Below are 16,772 nucleotides of genomic sequence, written 5' to 3' on the forward strand. Positions count from 1 at the left end.
TTACTTTACAGACCCGGCCAACAGGCCACGGACCAGATATGTTTGCATGGCAAAGAACACGACCAACGGCACCGCAATGGTGACAAAGGCCGAGGTTGCCAGAATTTCCCAATCGCCGCCGCGCGACCCCATCAGGTTTTTCAATTGTCCGGTCATCACCAGTTGATCCTCGGAATTGCCAAGGAACACGATCGCGACCAGCAGGTCATTCCATGTCCAAAGGAACTGAAAAATCGCAAATGATGCCAGCGCGGGGAACGACAGCGGCAGGATGATTTTCAGGAAAATCTGAAAATCGGTCGCGCCATCGACCCGCGCGCTTTCAATAATCTCGCGCGGCAGGCCGATCATGTAATTTCGCAACAGGTATATCGCCAAGGGCAGGCCAAAGCCGGTATGCGCCAACCATATCCCGATATAGCTTTTGCCAATTCCAATCTCATTATGCATTTTTAACAGGGGGATAAGGGCCAATTGCAACGGCACCACCAACAGCCCCACCACAAGCGCCACGATCAACGCGCGGCCCGGAAACTCCATCCACGCCAGCGCATAGGCGGCAAAAGCGGCGACCAATATCGGGATAACTGTTGCGGGAATGGAAACAGTCATCGTGTTCAAAAACGCGCGGCCAATCCCTTCGGCCCCCATCACCCGGCCATAGTTTTCAAAGGTAAATTTGGCGGGCGTTACGGATGTGGCAAAAATCCGCATCCCACGTGTGCCTTCCATCGGGGCGGTCGATGAAATTCTGAAATCCCCGCTGCCTGCAACCGTGACCACTTCACCATCGTCCGTAACCACATCCGTCCCGACAATATGCGCACCGGGTTCGCGGATGGAGGTGCCAAAAGCGGTGACTTCGCCCGGCCCCCCATCAAAAATATTGCCTTCAATCACATAAAGCCCGTCGATCAGTTTTGCGGTATCGGGCCCCGCCGCACGGTATTGCACCGACGCCTCGGCCGGGAACATCGCCTTCCACCAACCGGAGGCGGAGATTTGGTCACGGTCGCGAAAGCTAGACACCAGCAGGCCAAAGGTCGGAAAGGTCCACAGCAAAACCAACACCAGCGCGCACAGGTTTACCGCCCAAACCAGCCGTGATTTCGTGCCAACAATGCCTTCCATCAGCGGGCCTCCCGTGCGGCGTTGCGAACGTTCCATATCATGATTGGCGTCACCATCAACATGATGACAATGGCCGCAGTCGAGGCACGCCCCGTGTCATTGCCACGAAACATCCAATCAAACATCAAGTTCGCCAACACCTGCGTGCCCCATTGCCCGTTGGTCATGGTCAACACAATATCGAACACTTTCAACACTGTAATGGTGATCGTGGTCCAAACCACCAAGATGGTGCCCCAAATTTGCGGCACTTTGATTTTCATAAAAATCTGCAAAGGCGATGCGCCATCAAGGATGCTCGCCTCGATCGTCTCTTCGGGGATGCCACGCAAGGCTGCCGACAAGATCACCATCGCAAACCCGGTTTGAATCCAGACCAGCACGATCATCAACAAAAACGAATTGATCACGGGTGAGGTGAGCCATGTCTGCGCCTCCCTCCCCATGCCCGTCCAAACCGCGTTCAAAATGCCGATCTGTTCTTGTCCATCGGGGCGGTATTCATAGACCAGTTTCCAGATCACTGCGGCGCCCACGAATGAAATTGCCATTGGCATGAAAATCATCGCTTTGGCAAAATTGCCCCAGCGAATGCGGTCGGTGACCGCCGCTGCGAGCAACCCGAAAAACGTCGAGGCAGCAGGCACAAATACCAGCCACAACGCATTATTCACCATGCTTTCACGGAATTTATCATCGGCAAACAACCAAGTATAATTGTCCGTGCCGACAAAATGCGTGCCTGTGGCATCCATAAATGACAGATAAATCGACACAAAAACCGGATACACCAAATATATGGTCAACAGCGCAAGGGCTGGAAACATAAACAGCCAAGGCCGGATTTGATTGGCGCGGTTGATGTTGCGGCCCGCATTGGGGCCGGTCGCCGGATAAATCCGGTCCAACGCCATATTCGACAAAAAGAAATAGCAGACACAGCCGAACACGCCGATCAAAATTGTCACAGCCGCCATTCCGAACTGTTCCATGCCGCCCCCCCCCCTTTTGCCGCGTAAAAAACCTGCCGCGCATCACCACGCGGCAGGCTCGAAATCAAATTTACTTAATGCTGTCCCAGGTTTTCTGAATATCGGCCGTCACAGTGGCCGCATCCTTGCCGGATGTATAATCGACCATCCCGGTCCAAAACACACCCGCCCCAATCGCGCCGGGCATCAGGTCCGAGCCGTCAAACCGGAACGTATCGGCCCCCAGCAAAATATCGCCCATTTTTTTCAAGGTTGGGTCGCCATAGGCATCCGGGTTCACGCCCTTATGCGGGGTCAGAAAGCCAGATTGCGCCATCCACACTTCATGCGCGATAGGGCTTTGCAAGAATTTCATGAACTCTTGCGCGACCGGGCTGTCTTGGGTGATCACAAACAAGGTGCCGGCGCCCAGAACCGGCCTACCCAAATCCTTGTCCGCATAGGCAGGGAAATAGAAAAAGTCGGCGTCTTGGCCCACAACCGTGCCTTCGGGGAAAAACGACGGGATAAAGCTGGCTTGTTTGTGCATGTAGCACGCGGGCGGCGAGGTAAACAAACCCTTGGGGCTGTCGCGGAAATCAGTGGACCCCACCGCCCCCGAACCGCCCGCCACATTGGCATCGGTCCGCGCGAACCAGCCAAAATCCTCAACCGCGGTGACCACTTTAGGGTCGTTGAATTTCATGTCATTGCTGACCCACGCATCATATTCCTGTGGCGTGTTGTTGCGCAGCATCATATCCTCAACCCAGTCGGTCGCGGGCCAACCCGTTGCGGGGCCGGACCCCAAACCGATGCACCACGGCGTGCCACCATCGGCCACGATTTGTTCGGTCAGCGCCTTCAGCTCCTCCATCGAGGTGGGGATGGCGTAACCTGCATCCTCAAAATTCTCGGGCACATACCAAACCAGCGACTTCACATCGACCTTGTAAAACATGCCATAGAGCGCCTTGGTGCCATCGGGGCCCGCATAGCTTGCCAAATCAACCCAAGACTGCCCAGCGGCATAGTTTTCCAACAACCACGCGCTGGTTTCGGCTGGCAATGGTGCGAGCTTGCCGCGTTTTGCCAAATCAGCGGCCAATCCAGGCTGCGGGATAACGGCGATGCCGGGGGGCGATCCTGCCTCCACATCAATCATCACGCGCTGTTCAAACCCGTCGCCGCCCGAATATTCAACATCTGCCCCGGTCGCCGCCTCAAAATAGGCGATCACGGATTCGAATAATTCCTTATCCACCCCACCCCAAGGCCCATCAATCTTCAAGCTTTGGCCCTTCAAATCCACCGATTTCAACGCTTCAAAACTGTCCCAATTGAACCGCGCATCTGCGCCCGGCTCAAACTTCAGGTCTTGCGCTTGTGCGGCCCCGGCCAGCAAGGCAATCGCCGCGGCCCCCATCAGATAGTTGGATTTCATCTCTTCCCTCCCGAAGAATTCACCCCCGACGTCTGCGCGTGGGCGATGTAGGTGTTGCCTAGCGGTAGAATCATATTCAAACCGCTTTGGAAGCCTTACCCTTATGGATTTGAAACACCAAGTCAATCCTGCGTTGCAGGGCATCGCCAATAAAACAGGGGATATTCTGCATTGCAGCAAGTCACTTTGGCTTTGACCCACTGCTTGACCGCCGTTAGGCTTACGTTAAATCCAAACCGCTTTGGGAACCTGCATGAACCTTAAGGACCTGTCGCAACACCTTGGCCTGTCGCCCACAACCGTCAGCCGCGCGCTGAACGGCTACCCAGAGGTGAATGAGGCCACGCGCGAAAAGGTCATGGCAGCGGCCAAGCGGCACAATTACAAACCCAACACCCGCGCCATTCGGCTGGCCACGGGCCGCGCGATGGCAGTGGGCCATGTTATCCCGATTGAAACCCGGCATGAAATTGTGAACCCGATCTTTGCCGATTTTATCGCGGGCGCGGGCGAGACTTATGCGCGGGCGGGATATGACCTAATCTTGTCGATCGTGCCGGACGGGGATGAGGCGCGCGCCTACCGCGAGATGAAATCGCGTGGCAATGTCGACGGTGTCATCGTCCATTCGCCGCGCCATGATGATTTTCGCATCGGTCTGCTGCATGACATTGCGATGCCTTTCGTGGTGCATGGCCGCGCGACCGGGGCCGCCCTGCCCTATGCATGGGTTGATGTGAACAACCGCCGCGCGTTTCACCGCGCCACAGACTTTTTGCTGGATTTGGGGCATCGCCGGATTGGGTTGATCAACGGGTTGGAATTTATGGATTTCGCCATCCGCCGCCGTGCAGGTTTTGTGCAGGCCCTAACCGCGCGCGGTATGACAGAAACCCCGGCCCTAATGCGCGCGGTAGAGATGACAGAGGCCAATGGTTACATCGCCGCGCGCGATATGCTGGCGCAAACTCCTGCCCCCACCGCGTTCCTTGTCTCGTCGATGATCATGGCCCTTGGCACCCGCCGCGCGATCGAAGAGCACGGGCTGATCATGGGCCGCGACATTTCGGTGATCATCCATGATGATGATCTGTCCTATATGCAAAACGGCGCGGATGTGCCGATTTTCACCGCCACAAGGTCTTCCGTTCGGGCGGCGGGGCGGTTGGCCGCGTCAATGCTGCTGGACACCATAGCGAACCCAACACCCACCCCCGCCACCCATCTGCTGGAAGCGGAATTGATCATCGGCCAATCGACTGGCCCCGCACCGAACAGGTCCTGACCCATGCTGCCCACCCGCGCTGATTTCCCCAAAGGCTTTTTGTTCGGGGCCGCCACCTCGGCCTATCAAATCGAAGGGCATGCCTTTGGCGGTGCAGGCCGCACCCATTGGGATGATTTTGCGGCCACCCCCGGCAATGTGGTTCGGGCGGAAAACGGCGCGCGCGCTTGCGATCATTATCACCAGTGGCAGGGGGATTTTGATTTGCTGCAAGCTGCGGGGTTTGATGTCTACCGTTTTTCCACCTCTTGGGCGCGGGTGATGCCAGACGGGCGCGGGGCGGTAAACCAAGCGGGCTTGGATTATTACGACCGCTTGGTGGATGGCATGTTGGCGCGTGGGTTGAAGCCTGCCGCTACCTTGTATCACTGGGAACTGCCTTCGGCACTGGCCGATATGGGCGGCTGGCGCAACCGCGATATTGCCGATTGGTTCGCCGATTACACGGCGGTGGTAATGGCCCGCATTGGTGACCGCATCTGGTCCGCCGCCCCGATAAATGAGCCGTGGTGCGTATCATGGCTGTCGCATTTTCTGGGCCACCACGCGCCGGGCTTGCGCGATATTCGCGCCACCGCCCGCGCGATGCATCATGTGGGGCTGGCGCATGGGCTGTCCATCGCCGTGATGCGCGAGCTTGGGATGGGCAATTTGGGGGCCGTGTGCAACATGGAATATGCCGCCCCCGCCGATGACAGCGCGGCATCGGCCGCTGCTGCCAGCCTCTATGATGGATATTACAACCGTTGGTTTTTGTCTGCGATGTTCAAAGGCGAATACCCGGCGGATGTGCTGGCGGGCCTTGCCCCCCACATGCCGCAGGGCTGGCAAGATGATATGGCCACCATCAACGCCCCGGTCGATTGGGTCGGCCTGAATTACTACACCCGCAAGCTGATCGCCGCCGATCCTGGCCCATGGCCACATCTGCGCGAGGTGGACGGCCCCCTGCCCAAAACAGAAATGGGGTGGGAGATTTATCCAGAAGGTTTGGAGCATTTCATCCGCCGCACCGCGCGGGATTATTCCGGCGATGTGCCGATTTATGTCACCGAAAACGGCATGGCGGGCGCGGACCGTTTGATCGCGGGCGCGGTGGATGATCACCCCCGCATTGATTATCTGGCGCAGCATTTGGCCGCAGTGCAGCGCTGCGCGGCCGATGGGTTGCCCGTACAGGGGTATTTCACTTGGTCGCTGTTGGACAATTACGAATGGGCGCTTGGATATGACAAACGCTTTGGCTTGATCCATGTTGATTTCGAAACCTTGCAGCGCACCCCAAAAGCATCCTATCACGCGCTAAGGGCCGCCTTGTCGCGCCCGAGTTGAGGAGCGTGCCATGACCCTGTCCCTTGTCGCAGATATTGGCGGCACCAACACCCGCCTGGCGCTGGCCAAAGATCGGACCTTGCAGCAAGGCACGATCCAGCGGTTTCGCAATGCGGATTTTTCGGGGCTGGAATCGATTTTGCGCGCCTATCTGGACGGATTGGGTGGCGCGGACTGTCACGGCGCTTGTGTGGCCGTGGCGGGACCTGTGGCAAATGGTGTGGCCACAATGACCAATCTGGATTGGAAAATTGATGGGTCCGTTCTGGCACGGGCCACCGGGGCTGCGACTGTGGCGATTTTGAATGATTTGCAGGCGCAGGGCCATGCTTTGGGGCATATTGATGCTGCAAATTTGGCCCCCGTGATGGGGGTTCCGGGGGATGGGACCAAGTTGGTGATCGGGGTCGGAACCGGATTTAATGCGGCCCCTGTCCATGAAACGCCTTGGGGGCGGATTGTGGCTGCGTCCGAATGTGGCCATGTGAACTTGCCTGTTCGCAGCGCGGAAGATTTGGCACTGGCCCAATTTGTGGCCGCCGCCCACGGCTTTCCGGGCGTAGAGGATGTGCTGTCGGGGCGCGGGTTGGAACGGTTGTTTGCCTTTGTTGCAGGCCAAGCGGGCGTGCCTGCGGAGCGCAGTGCCGCCCAAATTATGGACAGTTTGGCGACGGAGAATGGCACGGGTTTGGCATCTGATACCGCCCGTTTGTTCGTGCGGTTGCTGGGGGCCGTGGCGGGGAATTTGGCCCTGACCCACCTGCCTTTTGGCGGGATTTATCTGTGTGGCGGCGTGGTGCGCGCCTTTGCCCCCCGTTTGGCCGCGATGGGGTTTGAAACGGCATTTCGCGACAAAGGCCGGTTTGGCAGTTTTATGCAGCAGTTCAGCGTTTGTGTGATTGAGGATGATTATGCAGCGTTGACGGGCTGTGCTGTGTATTTGGATCGCGGTGCGCAAGAGTGAAATCGCGCGCGATGCGCGATGTAAAGTGCTGATTAAACACACAATCGTCTTTTATGTTTACTGAAAATTAACCCGTTATCGCAGTCCAAATGTGCAGTCCTGCGCCTTTGTGCGCAGCGGTTTGGTGGGCCCTTGATGGGCCCACCAAACCGGGCTGCTTCAGGCCGCCATCACGGCGCGTTTGACCATAACCCCGCACAGATGCGCGCGGTATTCGGCGGTGCCGTGCAAATCGCTGATCATATCATCCGCAGGCAGGGTCAACCCCATCAACGCTTTGGGCGCAAAATTGGCCGACAGCGCCGCCTCCGCCTCCGCCCAGCGGAATACGCCATTGTTCGACGCCCCGGTTATTGCCACCCGCACCCCGTCTGCAAATTGCGCCACGAACGCGCCGACAAGTGCGAAACGGGACGCGGGTTGCACGAATTTGATATAAGCGGCTTTTTGCGGCACCGGGAATTTAACGCCGGTGACAATCTCTCCCTCATGCAGCGCGGTTTCAAACATGCCGCGGAAATAATCATCCGCTGCAATTTCGCGCGTGTTGGTTTGAATGATAGCGCCGGAGCCAAGGGCCGCCGCTGGATAACACGCCGACGGGTCATTGTTGGCGATGGAGCCGCCAATCGTGCCCCGGTTGCGCACGGCGGGGTCGCCGATTTGGTTGGCAAGGGCGGCAAGGGCTGGGTAATATTTCGCAGCCTCCCGCGCCACAACCGCGTGCGGTGTGGCCCCGCCGATGATGATGCCGCCATCACCTTTGCACACGCCGTGCAATTCGGGGATGCCCGACAGGCTGACCAGCGTGCCGGGGTCCGCCAACCGTTGTTTCATCGTGGGCAGCAAGGTTTGCCCGCCCGACAGCGCTTGCGCGCCATCCGCGATTGCGGCCACCGCATCGGCCAGATTTTTGGGTTTTACCAGTGTAAAGTCATACATTTCGGCGGTCCTTATGCTTGGTTCATCGCGGCCCAAACGCGGGCGGGCGATACGGGCATGTCGATATGCGTGACGTGGCTGTGGCCCGCGCGGTGCAGCGCATCAATCACCGCATTCACCACGGCGGGGGGGGAGCCGATGGCCCCTGCCTCACCACACCCCTTGGCCCCCAGCGGGTTGTGCGTGCAGGGCGTGTTACAGCTGTGATCGACGGTGTAATAGGGCACATCGGACGCGCGGGGCATGGCATAATCCATGAATGACCCGGTCAGGAGTTGACCGTTTTCATCATAGGTCGTGTTTTCCAGCAGCGCTTGGCCGATACCTTGGCCCACGCCGCCGTGGACTTGGCCATTCACGATCATCGGGTTCATCACATTGCCAAAATCATCGGCGCAAGCAAAGGACGCGATAGTGACATGCCCGGTGTCTGGGTCCAGCTCCACCTCGCAGGCATAAGCGCCGGCGGGATAGGTGAAGTTGGCGGGGTCGTAAAACGCCGTCTCCTCCAGCCCCGGCTCGAGAGTTTCGAGTGGGTAGTTGTGGGGAACGTAAGCCGAAAAGGCGATTTCGCCAAAGGTTTTGGCCTTGTCGGTGCCTGCCACGCTGAACGATCCATCCTTGAATTCGATGTCGTTTTCAGACGCTTCCAGCATATGGGCGGCGATTTTCTTGCCTTTGGCGATGATTTTATCGACCGCCTTGGTCATGGCCGAGCCTGCCACCGACAAGCTGCGCGAGCCGTAAGAGCCCATGCCAAAAGGGATTTTGGAGGTGTCGCCGTGGACGATATCCACGCTTTCAGCGGGGATGCCGAGCCTGTCGGCGACGATTTGGGCAAAGACGGTTTCATGGCCCTGCCCGTGGCTGTGCGCGCCGGTCATCACGCTGATGTTGCCCGTGGCGTTGACGCGCACGGTAGCGGCGTCGAACAAGCCCACCCGCGCGCCGAGGACGCCGACGAGGTTTGACGGCGCGATGCCGCACGCCTCCACCCATGTAGAGAGACCAAGACCGCGGAGTTTGCCATTTTTGGCGGAGGTTGCGCGGCGGGCCTCAAAACCCGCGAGGTCGGCGATATCGGTGAGTTTGTCCAGTGTGGCTTGGTAATTGCCCGTATCGTAGACAAGGCCAACGGGGGTTTGGTAGGGGAATTGATCGGGGGTCAGCAGGTTTTTACGCCGGATTTCGGCTTGGTCGATGCCGAGTTCACGCGCGCATTTGTCGATGACGCGTTCCAAGCTGTAGGTCGCTTCGGGGCGGCCCGCGCCGCGATAGGCATCGACGGGGGCGGTGTTGGTGAAGACGGTTTTCACGTTGACGTAGATGAGCGGGGTTTTATAGGGGCCTGCCATCACGGTGCCGTGCAGGAAAGTGGGCGTGGCGGTGGAGAAATTCGACAGATAAGCGCCGACATTGGCCATGGTTTCGGTCCGCAGCGCCAGAAATTCACCATCCTTTGTGGTGGCGAGTTCGATTTTGGTGACGTGATCGCGGCCATGCGCATCCGACAGGAAAGATTCAGAGCGTTCGGCGACCCATTTCACGGGACGGTTGAGGAGCTTGGCGGCTTGCAGCACCGCAGCCTCCTCACCATAGTGATAGATTTTAGAGCCAAAACCACCGCCGACATCGGGCGCGATGACGGTGAGTTTGTTTTCCGGCATCCCCATCACGAACGCCGCGATCAGCAGGCGGTGGAGGTGAGGGTTTTGGCTGGTGGTATAAAGTTTATAATCACCCGTGCCGGGGTCGAAATCGCCCAAACTGGCGCGGGGTTCCATGGCGTTGGGGGTGAGGCGGTTGTTGATAAGCTGCAACGTGGTGATATGCGGCGCGGTGGCAAAAGCGGCGTCAACGGCGGCGCGATTATCCTCAATCCAGCCCCAGTCAAAGCACTGATTGGTGCCGATTTCATCATGCACCAGGTTGGTGCTGTCCGACAGTGCGCGGGCCATATCGACCACGGCCGGCAGATCGGTGATATCCGCGTCAATGCAGGCGGCGGCGTCACGGGCTTGTTGATATGTTTCAGCAATAACAACGGCATAGGCGTCACCGACATGGCGGACCTTGCCATGGGCCAGCACGGGGCGTTTAGGTTCCTTCATCGGGTCGCCGTTGCGCGAATGGATCAGCCAGCCTGCGGGGTTGCCGCCCATCGCGACGAAATCATCGCCCGTAAGGATGGTTAGCACACCCGGCATGGCAGCTGCGGTTTTGGTGTCGATGTGGTTGATGCGGCCGTGTGCCACCTCTGATCGCAGAAAATAGGCATAGGCCTGCCCGCGCAGGTTGATGTCGTCGGTATACCGGCCTTTGCCTGTTAGAAACCGAATATCTTCGCGGCGCTTGGTGCTGGCGCCGATACCACCATCTTTTGGCATGTTACCCTCCCTTGATGCGAAGCGTTAAGAACGCCGCATAATATTTTGATTATTCAGCAGGAACCGCTTGGTCGGATGCGGCCATAACCGCTTTTACAATGTTGTGATAGCCGGTGCAGCGGCACAGATTGCCTTCAAGGTAATCGCGGACCTGATGTTCTGTGGGGTTTGGATTTTCGGCCAAAAGGGCGGCGGATGACATGACCATGCCGGGGGTGCAAAAGCCGCATTGCAGCCCGTGGTGATCTTGGAACGCTTGTTGCAGCACCGACAGCGAGCCATCTGCGTTGGCCATGCCTTCGATGGTTTTCACATCCGCGCCTTCGATATCTTGGGCAAAAACTGAGCAAGATTTTACCGCCAACCCATCGACATGCACAACGCAAGCCCCGCATTGTGAGGTGTCGCAGCCGATATGGGTGCCGGTGAGGCCGAGCCCGTCGCGCAGATAGGCGGATAGGAGTGTGCGGCCTTCGGTTGCAGCGGATACCGATTTGCCGTTCACGGTCATCGTGGTTTTTGTCATAGAACCCTCTCCCAAAAATTCAGTTTTAGCTGACCAGACGTTTTAGCCAGCCTTTCTTTTTCTCCTCTGGGGCGGCAACCTCTTCGGGTTCGCCCTCTACCGCGGTTTGAAAGCGGGTGAAAAATTCATCGGCCATTTTTTTGGCGAATCCGTCGATGATGCGGCTGCCCAGTTGGGCAAGCTTGCCGCCGACATTCGCCTCCACCTCATAAGCCAGCCGCGTGCCGGACTCCGTAGGGGTTAGGGTGACGTTTGCCCCACCTTTAGCGAAGCCTGCGGGACCACCTTTGCCCTCGCCCGCGATGCGCAGGGATTGGTGTTTGACCATATCGGACAGGGTGACGACGCCGGTAAAGCGCGCCTTTACGGGGCCGACCTTTTGGACGACGACCGCCTCAAACCCCGTATCAGCCGTGCCAGTCATGAATTCGCAGCCTGGAACGCAGGCCATCAACACGTCAGGGTCAAGGATTGCGGCCCAGACGGTGGCGACATCGGCCGCTATATCGCGTTGGTCGATTAGTTGCATGCGCGCCCTCCCCTGCGTGTGTTGGGGACAGCTTAGGCGCAATGGTTGCGCTGTGGCAATTCGGAATTTCGGATGTTGTGCGGTTTTAGGTCACAACATCGGGGGCGGTGCGGGTGGTGTGTACCTTGATCTGCGCGATGTGGTGGGCGGCGGCGATGATGGGGGCAAGAGCCGCTTGGGCATCAAGATGCAGATTGTCGGGGCCGGGCTGATAGCGTTCAAGGTAGACGCGCAAGGTGGCCCCTTCGGTGCCCGTGCCCGACAGGCGGTAGATGATGCGGCAGTCATCTGCAAACAGGATACGGATGCCTTGTTGGGTGGTGACGGACCCATCCACCGGGTCGGTATAGGCGAAATCATCGGCGGATTTTATGGTCATTTTTTCAATGGTTTGACCCGGCAGGGTGGGCAAGGCTGCGCGCAGGGCGGCCATGAGGGCATCGGCGTTTTCGGTGGCGACCCCTTCAAAATCATGGCGGCTGTAATAGTTGCGCCCGTAGGTTTGCCAATGGTCGGTCATGATTTCGGCAACCGATTGATTGCGACTGGCGAGGATATTGAGCCAGAGGAGCACGGCCCAAAGACCGTCCTTTTCACGAACGTGATCGGAGCCGGTGCCAAAACTTTCCTCGCCACACAAGGTGGCATGGCCCGCGTCGAGCAGCGTGCCAAAGAATTTCCAACCCGTGGGGGTTTCAAAATAAGGGATATTCAGCGCGCGCGCCACACGGTCGGCGGCGGCGGAGGTGGGCATGGAGCGTGCGATGCCTTCGAGGCCCGCCGCGTATCCGGGCGCAAGGTGGGCGTTGGCGGCCAGAACCGCAAGACTGTCGGAGGGGGAGACATAGATGCCCGCCCCCACCACCATGTTGCGATCACCGTCACCATCGGAGGCTGCGCCGAAATCGGGGGCGTTTTGGCCCATCATTTCATCCATCAGTTCATGCGCCCAGGTGGGGTTTGGGTCGGGGTGCATACCGCCGAAATCGGGCAATGGGGTGGCGTGGGTGACGGTGCCTGCGGGCAAACCGAGGCGGTTTTCCAGCACTTCGACCGCATAGGGGCCTGTGATCGCGCACATCGCATCAAACCGCATGGTGAAGCCTGCGGCGATATGGGCGCGAATGGCGGGGAAATCGAACAGGGTTTCCATCAGGTCGGCATGGGCAGTGACGGGGTTGATGATGTCGATGCGCATATCGCCAAGGGCTGTTTGGCCGATTTGCGCAAGGTTTGGCGCGGGCGCATCATAAATGTCATAGCTGGTGAGCGTTTGAGTGGCGGCAAACATGGCATTGGTGATGGATTCGGGCGCAGGGCCGCCGTTGGGCATGTTAAATTTGATGCCGAAATCCGCAGCCTCGCCCCCCGGATTGTGGCTGGCAGACAGGATCATGCCCCCATCGGTTTTGTGCAACCGGATCAGGTGGCTGGCCGCGGGGGTGGAGAGCAGACCATTTTGGCCGATGATCGCGCGCGCGGCCCCTTGGGCGGCGGCCATTGCAAGGATAATGTGCGTGGCGCGGTCGTTGTAAAACCGCCCATCGCCGCCAATGACCAGCGTTTTGCCTGCCACACCGCCGATCGAGGCGAAAATCGCCTGCACGAAACATTCGAGGTAATGGGGCTGCATGAAAACGCGAGTTTTTTTGCGCAGGCCAGAGGTGCCGGGTTTTTGGCCCGCAAACGCGGTGACGGGGATGGTGCGTATCATGGCGGTTTTCCATAAAGAAAAGGGGGTTAGTGCCACTGACACGGTTTTGGCAGCTGCTTCAAGGGCTGCGTGGCTGATCCAGATCATGGATTGGCGGGTTTTGGGGAGGGCAAACGGGGGCGGTATGGCGGGGAGCGAAACAGATGAGACTGACACTGCGCACCAATCTGGCCTTGCGGACCTTGATGTTTTGCGCGGTGAACGGCGGGCGGACGCTGCGCAAACGTGAGGTGGCGCAGGCCTGCGGGGCTGGAACAGGTATTGCGGGTGGCATAGGACCGCGATTGTTACCAAAGACGGGGCAAATCGGCTGAAAATGGCCGAAGCGTGGTGCGATTTGACATGCGCGGGTGAAACCCATCTTGCGGATGCGGGGATGCAGGATTAATTTCGCTACATCTTGAGCGATCAGTGCCGTAATTTGGCCGCAATGATTGATTAAAATTTAAGGCGATTTGGCTGGATCAAGCAGCCCTCGCAACCGGAAAACGTACAATGGCAAAATCACCCGCCACACCACAGCAAGGCAGTACCCCTGCGCCAACATCCCAGCAGCAGCAAGGTGGCAGCACCAGCGGCCAGCAGCAGCAGCAAGGCCAGACAATTTTCCGTGACTGGGCGTCAATTTAAGGCCTTGGGCGGGCCGTTGGACGCGCCTTTGGGCGGTGATCTGGCGCCCGTATCCTCTATCCGCAATCTGGGCCCGGTGATGGAGGCTGCGTTTGCAAAAGCGGGTATCACATCGGCGCAGGCGTTACGCGATGTTGGGCCGGATGCCGCCTATTTGCGGTTGCTGCAAACGGGCACCACCCCGCATTTCATTGGATATTATGTTTTGGTGATGGCCCTGCAAGGCCGCCCTTGGAACGACTGCAAAGGCGCGGAAAAAGCGGCGTTGCGGGTGCGGTTTGACGCTGTGAAAGCGCAAGCGGTGCCAGATGATGGCGGATTGAGCGCGCTGGACGCGGCGCTGGATGTGATTGGTGTGCGCAAGCCGCGTTAGACGCTGGACTGGTCTGTGGCTGCGAGGGCGCGCAGCAGGCGGGCGCGTGTGGCAGGGATTGCTGCAATTTCCACCGCTGTGAACACGTGCATCGTGCGCAGATCGTGGTCATAGACCGCGTGATCGCTGACCCAGCCCCCCATCAGCAAATAACTGCGCAGCAAGGGCGGGAGGGTGGCCTGCGCGCGCCGGGGGTCGGGTTTGTGGCCCACAAGACCCGTTTTGAAATCAAACAGCGTTTGGGATTTAGGCATTGGGGCCCAGTGCGCTGGCGCTTGGTGTTTGGCGCACAGATGCGCGAATGCGTCCAGATGCGGGGTGGCGTGATTGCCGGAGAATGAGGCGCAGCCAAACAGCAGTTGCACGCCGCCTGCATCCACCGCTTTGGTCAAAAACGCCCAAGCCAGCCGCAAAATATCGGGGTCTGTGTGATCTGGGTGGATACAAAACCGCCCCAGTTCCAGCGCAGGGCCGGGATACTGCGCCAGCCGTGCCAGATTGTAATATTGCGCGGAATAGCTGGTTGCGATGGCCTGTGGCGACAGCGGCAGCAGGCGAAAGCAGCAGACAAGTTGTTCGGTCACAGCATCTTGGACGACCACATGAGTGCAGCGGGCATCAAAGGGGTCGTGGTCTGGGGTTGCGGGTGCTGTGTCAAAACACAAGCTGCGCAGAGTTTGCGCGCGGGCGAGGTCGGGCGCGCTGGTGATAATGCGGGCGGTGTAGCTGCCTTTGCGCAATGGGGTAGCACCTTGGGCGGGGGGCGCGCAAACCGCCTGATTCGGCACAGGGCGGGGCGTTGGGCCACCCTGCCCCGCCCCCTGCACGCCGCGCGGCATGGGTTCGCAATCTGACACTGTGCGCGGCACCGTGCCGCTGACCACTGGATTATTCCCCCAGCAGATCACCCGCACCAACACGGCCCACCGAGTTGAACAATTGACGCAAGAAACTGACGCCTTTGATATTGCTGTCGGTCACGCGGCGCGACAAGGGCACCACGCGCCCCTCTTGCAAGCCGAAACGTTCGACGTTTTCAACGATGCCCGCGTCGTTAAAGCTGATGGCGACGACCTGACGATCAATTTCTTCGGGCTTTTTGGGGCCGAGATGCTTGAATTCGCTTTGCACATAATACCAGCCTTGGTCGTTCAGCAACCCGGCGGCGGAGGGGCGGCCCACGGCATCGGCCACGTCTTGACGGCTGGAGGTGCCGACCTGCACTTGTTCCAATTCGCTGTCGGTGGGCACATAGCCGTGGTTGCGATAGATGGCGGAACAGGCGGTCAAAAACACCATCCCCCCCACCATTGCCAGCGTGATCAGTCGCGCCTTTGCTTTGCCTGCTTGCACTTCCATCGCACCCTCTTGCCTATCGGGGCTGCGCCCCGTATCCCGTTCCGGTTTTCCGGTGTTCCCCTTGGCTTACAGAAGGATAGGCTTTTGTTCAAGAAAGGAACGCAAGGGTGGCGTGGCTTTGACCGGGTAATCGGGGACCAAAGCGTGAATTGAAGGAGCTATGCGATGACGAATAGCACAGATGACAGCCAAGGCGCAGGGTCACAGGGCGCCCCACAGGGTGCGCCACAGGTAGGGCCGTTCAGCGTGCCGTACCGTGTGGCGGCGCTTGCCAGCCGCAAGCCGACGCGGTTTGACATCAAGCCGGATGGGGCCGCGCGGCGGGCCATTGCCGACTATCTGGGGATACTTGCGGTGCCAAAGCTGCGGTTCGCGGGCGAGGTTGTGGCGCGCGGGCGGCATGATTTTGTGCTGACCGCGGTGCTGGAGGCGCGGGTGGAGCAAGCCTGTTCCATCACGTTGGAACCTGTTGTGGCGGATGTGCGCGAGGAGGTTTTGCGCGTGTATTTGGCCGATTGGCAAGTGCCCGAAGGCGACGAGATGGAAATGCCCGAGGATGACAGCACAGAGCCGCTGGGCGAGGTGATTGATGCGGGCCATGTGGCGCTGGAGGCATTGATGCTGGCCCTGCCCCCGTTTCCGCGCGCGCCCGGCGCAAGTTTGGCAGATGCGCAATTTGCACCGCCCGGCACGACCCCGTTGAAAGACGGGGATTTGAAGCCATTTGCGGGGCTTGCAGCGTTGAAAGCCAAGCTGGAAGGCGGCAACCCAGAGTAGCGCCAGAGGAGGGGTTGAGGGCCGTCGCAGCATGTGACACAAAGCCCTTGCGCGCGGTCAGAAAAGCAGTATGTTCCGCGCTTCATCACATGGTGGACCAGATAGACCCGGTTGAATGGGCAAACGTTTGGTTCCAAAGGAAAATCAGGGCACTAGCCCTTCTTATACCGAGGTCGAGACATGGCTGTCCCGCAGAACAAAGTCACCAAATCCAAGCGCAACATGCGCCGCGCCCATGATGCATTGGTTGCATCGAACCCCGCGGAATGTTCCAACTGTGGCGAGCTGAAGCGCCCGCACCATGTGTGTGGCGCTTGCGGCCACTATGATGCACGCGAAGTGATTGCATCCACCCAAGCGGTTGATCTGGACGAGGACGCGGCGTAAGCCGTTTGTTCTTGCCCTGAC

General features: G+C 59.0%; 17 protein-coding genes. 7 read left to right on the plus strand and 10 right to left on the minus strand.

Features of this window, described 5'->3' with window-relative positions:
- The 3 genes from BMY36_RS02035 to BMY36_RS02045 form a co-directional block, all read right to left on the minus strand.
- Window positions 1–1,131, minus strand: a complete 1,131-nt coding sequence (locus tag BMY36_RS02035) for a carbohydrate ABC transporter permease (RefSeq protein ID WP_050520251.1) — start codon at window positions 1,129–1,131, stop codon at window positions 1–3.
- On the minus strand, window positions 1,131–2,123 hold the full coding sequence (locus BMY36_RS02040; protein ID WP_050520250.1) for a carbohydrate ABC transporter permease: 993 nt from the start codon (window positions 2,121–2,123) through the stop codon (window positions 1,131–1,133). Before BMY36_RS02040 ends, BMY36_RS02035 begins: the two co-directional genes overlap by 1 nt.
- Window positions 2,124–2,193: 70 nt before the next feature.
- The gene (locus BMY36_RS02045) at window positions 2,194–3,546 is read right to left on the minus strand and encodes an ABC transporter substrate-binding protein (protein WP_050520249.1); all 1,353 of its coding nucleotides are present in this window, start codon (window positions 3,544–3,546) and stop codon (window positions 2,194–2,196) included.
- 253 nt (window positions 3,547–3,799) lie between these two features.
- Between BMY36_RS02045 and BMY36_RS02050 the strand changes: the two genes are divergently transcribed.
- From BMY36_RS02050 to BMY36_RS02060, 3 genes are read left to right on the plus strand one after another with little or no spacing between them, the layout of a single operon-like run.
- The gene (locus BMY36_RS02050; protein ID WP_050520248.1) at window positions 3,800–4,831 is read left to right on the plus strand and encodes a LacI family DNA-binding transcriptional regulator; all 1,032 of its coding nucleotides are present in this window, start codon (window positions 3,800–3,802) and stop codon (window positions 4,829–4,831) included.
- A 3-nt stretch (window positions 4,832–4,834) separates the two neighbouring features.
- Entirely contained in the window at window positions 4,835–6,163 is a 1,329-nt protein-coding gene (locus BMY36_RS02055; RefSeq protein ID WP_050520247.1) for a GH1 family beta-glucosidase, read from the plus strand.
- 10 nt (window positions 6,164–6,173) lie between these two features.
- Window positions 6,174–7,127, plus strand: a complete 954-nt coding sequence (locus BMY36_RS02060; protein ID WP_050520246.1) for a glucokinase — start codon at window positions 6,174–6,176, stop codon at window positions 7,125–7,127.
- A 159-nt stretch (window positions 7,128–7,286) separates the two neighbouring features.
- Here BMY36_RS02060 and BMY36_RS02065 read toward each other — a convergent pair whose 3' ends face one another.
- The 5 genes from BMY36_RS02065 to BMY36_RS02085 all read right to left on the minus strand — a co-directional run bounded on the left by BMY36_RS02065 (window position 7,287) and on the right by BMY36_RS02085 (window position 13,225).
- Window positions 7,287–8,069: an FAD binding domain-containing protein gene (locus BMY36_RS02065; RefSeq protein ID WP_050520245.1), complete on the minus strand. Its 783-nt coding sequence runs from the start codon at window positions 8,067–8,069 to the stop codon at window positions 7,287–7,289.
- An 11-nt stretch (window positions 8,070–8,080) separates the two neighbouring features.
- The gene (locus tag BMY36_RS02070) at window positions 8,081–10,456 is read right to left on the minus strand and encodes a xanthine dehydrogenase family protein molybdopterin-binding subunit (protein WP_050520244.1); all 2,376 of its coding nucleotides are present in this window, start codon (window positions 10,454–10,456) and stop codon (window positions 8,081–8,083) included.
- Between the two features lie 49 nt (window positions 10,457–10,505).
- Entirely contained in the window at window positions 10,506–10,982 is a 477-nt protein-coding gene (locus tag BMY36_RS02075) for a (2Fe-2S)-binding protein (RefSeq protein WP_050520243.1), read from the minus strand.
- A 25-nt stretch (window positions 10,983–11,007) separates the two neighbouring features.
- Window positions 11,008–11,511, minus strand: coding sequence for an SRPBCC family protein (locus tag BMY36_RS02080; RefSeq protein ID WP_050520242.1), 504 nt, complete (start codon window positions 11,509–11,511; stop codon window positions 11,008–11,010).
- Between the two features lie 85 nt (window positions 11,512–11,596).
- On the minus strand, window positions 11,597–13,225 hold the full coding sequence (locus BMY36_RS02085; protein WP_050520306.1) for an alpha-D-glucose phosphate-specific phosphoglucomutase: 1,629 nt from the start codon (window positions 13,223–13,225) through the stop codon (window positions 11,597–11,599).
- 143 nt (window positions 13,226–13,368) lie between these two features.
- On the opposite strand from BMY36_RS02085, the gene BMY36_RS20935 reads away from it, so the two are divergent.
- Together BMY36_RS20935 and BMY36_RS02095 are read left to right on the plus strand one after the other, a co-directional pair.
- The gene (locus tag BMY36_RS20935) at window positions 13,369–13,539 is read left to right on the plus strand and encodes a helix-turn-helix domain-containing protein (RefSeq protein ID WP_414811687.1); all 171 of its coding nucleotides are present in this window, start codon (window positions 13,369–13,371) and stop codon (window positions 13,537–13,539) included.
- Between the two features lie 356 nt (window positions 13,540–13,895).
- Window positions 13,896–14,228 (plus strand): TfoX/Sxy family protein, encoded by a 333-nt coding sequence (locus BMY36_RS02095; RefSeq protein WP_269430844.1) that lies wholly within the window; start codon window positions 13,896–13,898, stop codon window positions 14,226–14,228.
- Here the strand turns inward: BMY36_RS02095 and BMY36_RS02100 are convergent.
- Both BMY36_RS02100 and BMY36_RS02105 read right to left on the minus strand, forming a co-directional pair.
- Window positions 14,225–15,112 carry a GNAT family N-acetyltransferase gene (locus BMY36_RS02100; protein WP_231579733.1) on the minus strand — a complete coding sequence of 296 codons (888 nt, stop codon included), beginning with the start codon at window positions 15,110–15,112 and terminating at the stop codon, window positions 14,225–14,227. The genes BMY36_RS02095 and BMY36_RS02100 overlap by 4 nt on opposite strands.
- Before the next feature lie 4 nt (window positions 15,113–15,116).
- Entirely contained in the window at window positions 15,117–15,587 is a 471-nt protein-coding gene (locus BMY36_RS02105) for an outer membrane protein assembly factor BamE (RefSeq protein ID WP_050520241.1), read from the minus strand.
- 165 nt (window positions 15,588–15,752) lie between these two features.
- Between BMY36_RS02105 and BMY36_RS02110 the strand changes: the two genes are divergently transcribed.
- Together BMY36_RS02110 and rpmF are read left to right on the plus strand one after the other, a co-directional pair.
- The gene (locus BMY36_RS02110; protein WP_082224878.1) at window positions 15,753–16,364 is read left to right on the plus strand and encodes a YceD family protein; all 612 of its coding nucleotides are present in this window, start codon (window positions 15,753–15,755) and stop codon (window positions 16,362–16,364) included.
- A 180-nt stretch (window positions 16,365–16,544) separates the two neighbouring features.
- Window positions 16,545–16,751 (plus strand): 50S ribosomal protein L32, encoded by a 207-nt coding sequence (gene rpmF, locus BMY36_RS02115; RefSeq protein ID WP_050520240.1) that lies wholly within the window; start codon window positions 16,545–16,547, stop codon window positions 16,749–16,751.
- Window positions 16,752–16,772 lie beyond the last annotated feature (21 nt).

The organism is Pseudorhodobacter antarcticus (assembly GCF_900110135.1).
Taxonomy (GTDB): domain Bacteria; phylum Pseudomonadota; class Alphaproteobacteria; order Rhodobacterales; family Rhodobacteraceae; genus Pseudorhodobacter; species Pseudorhodobacter antarcticus.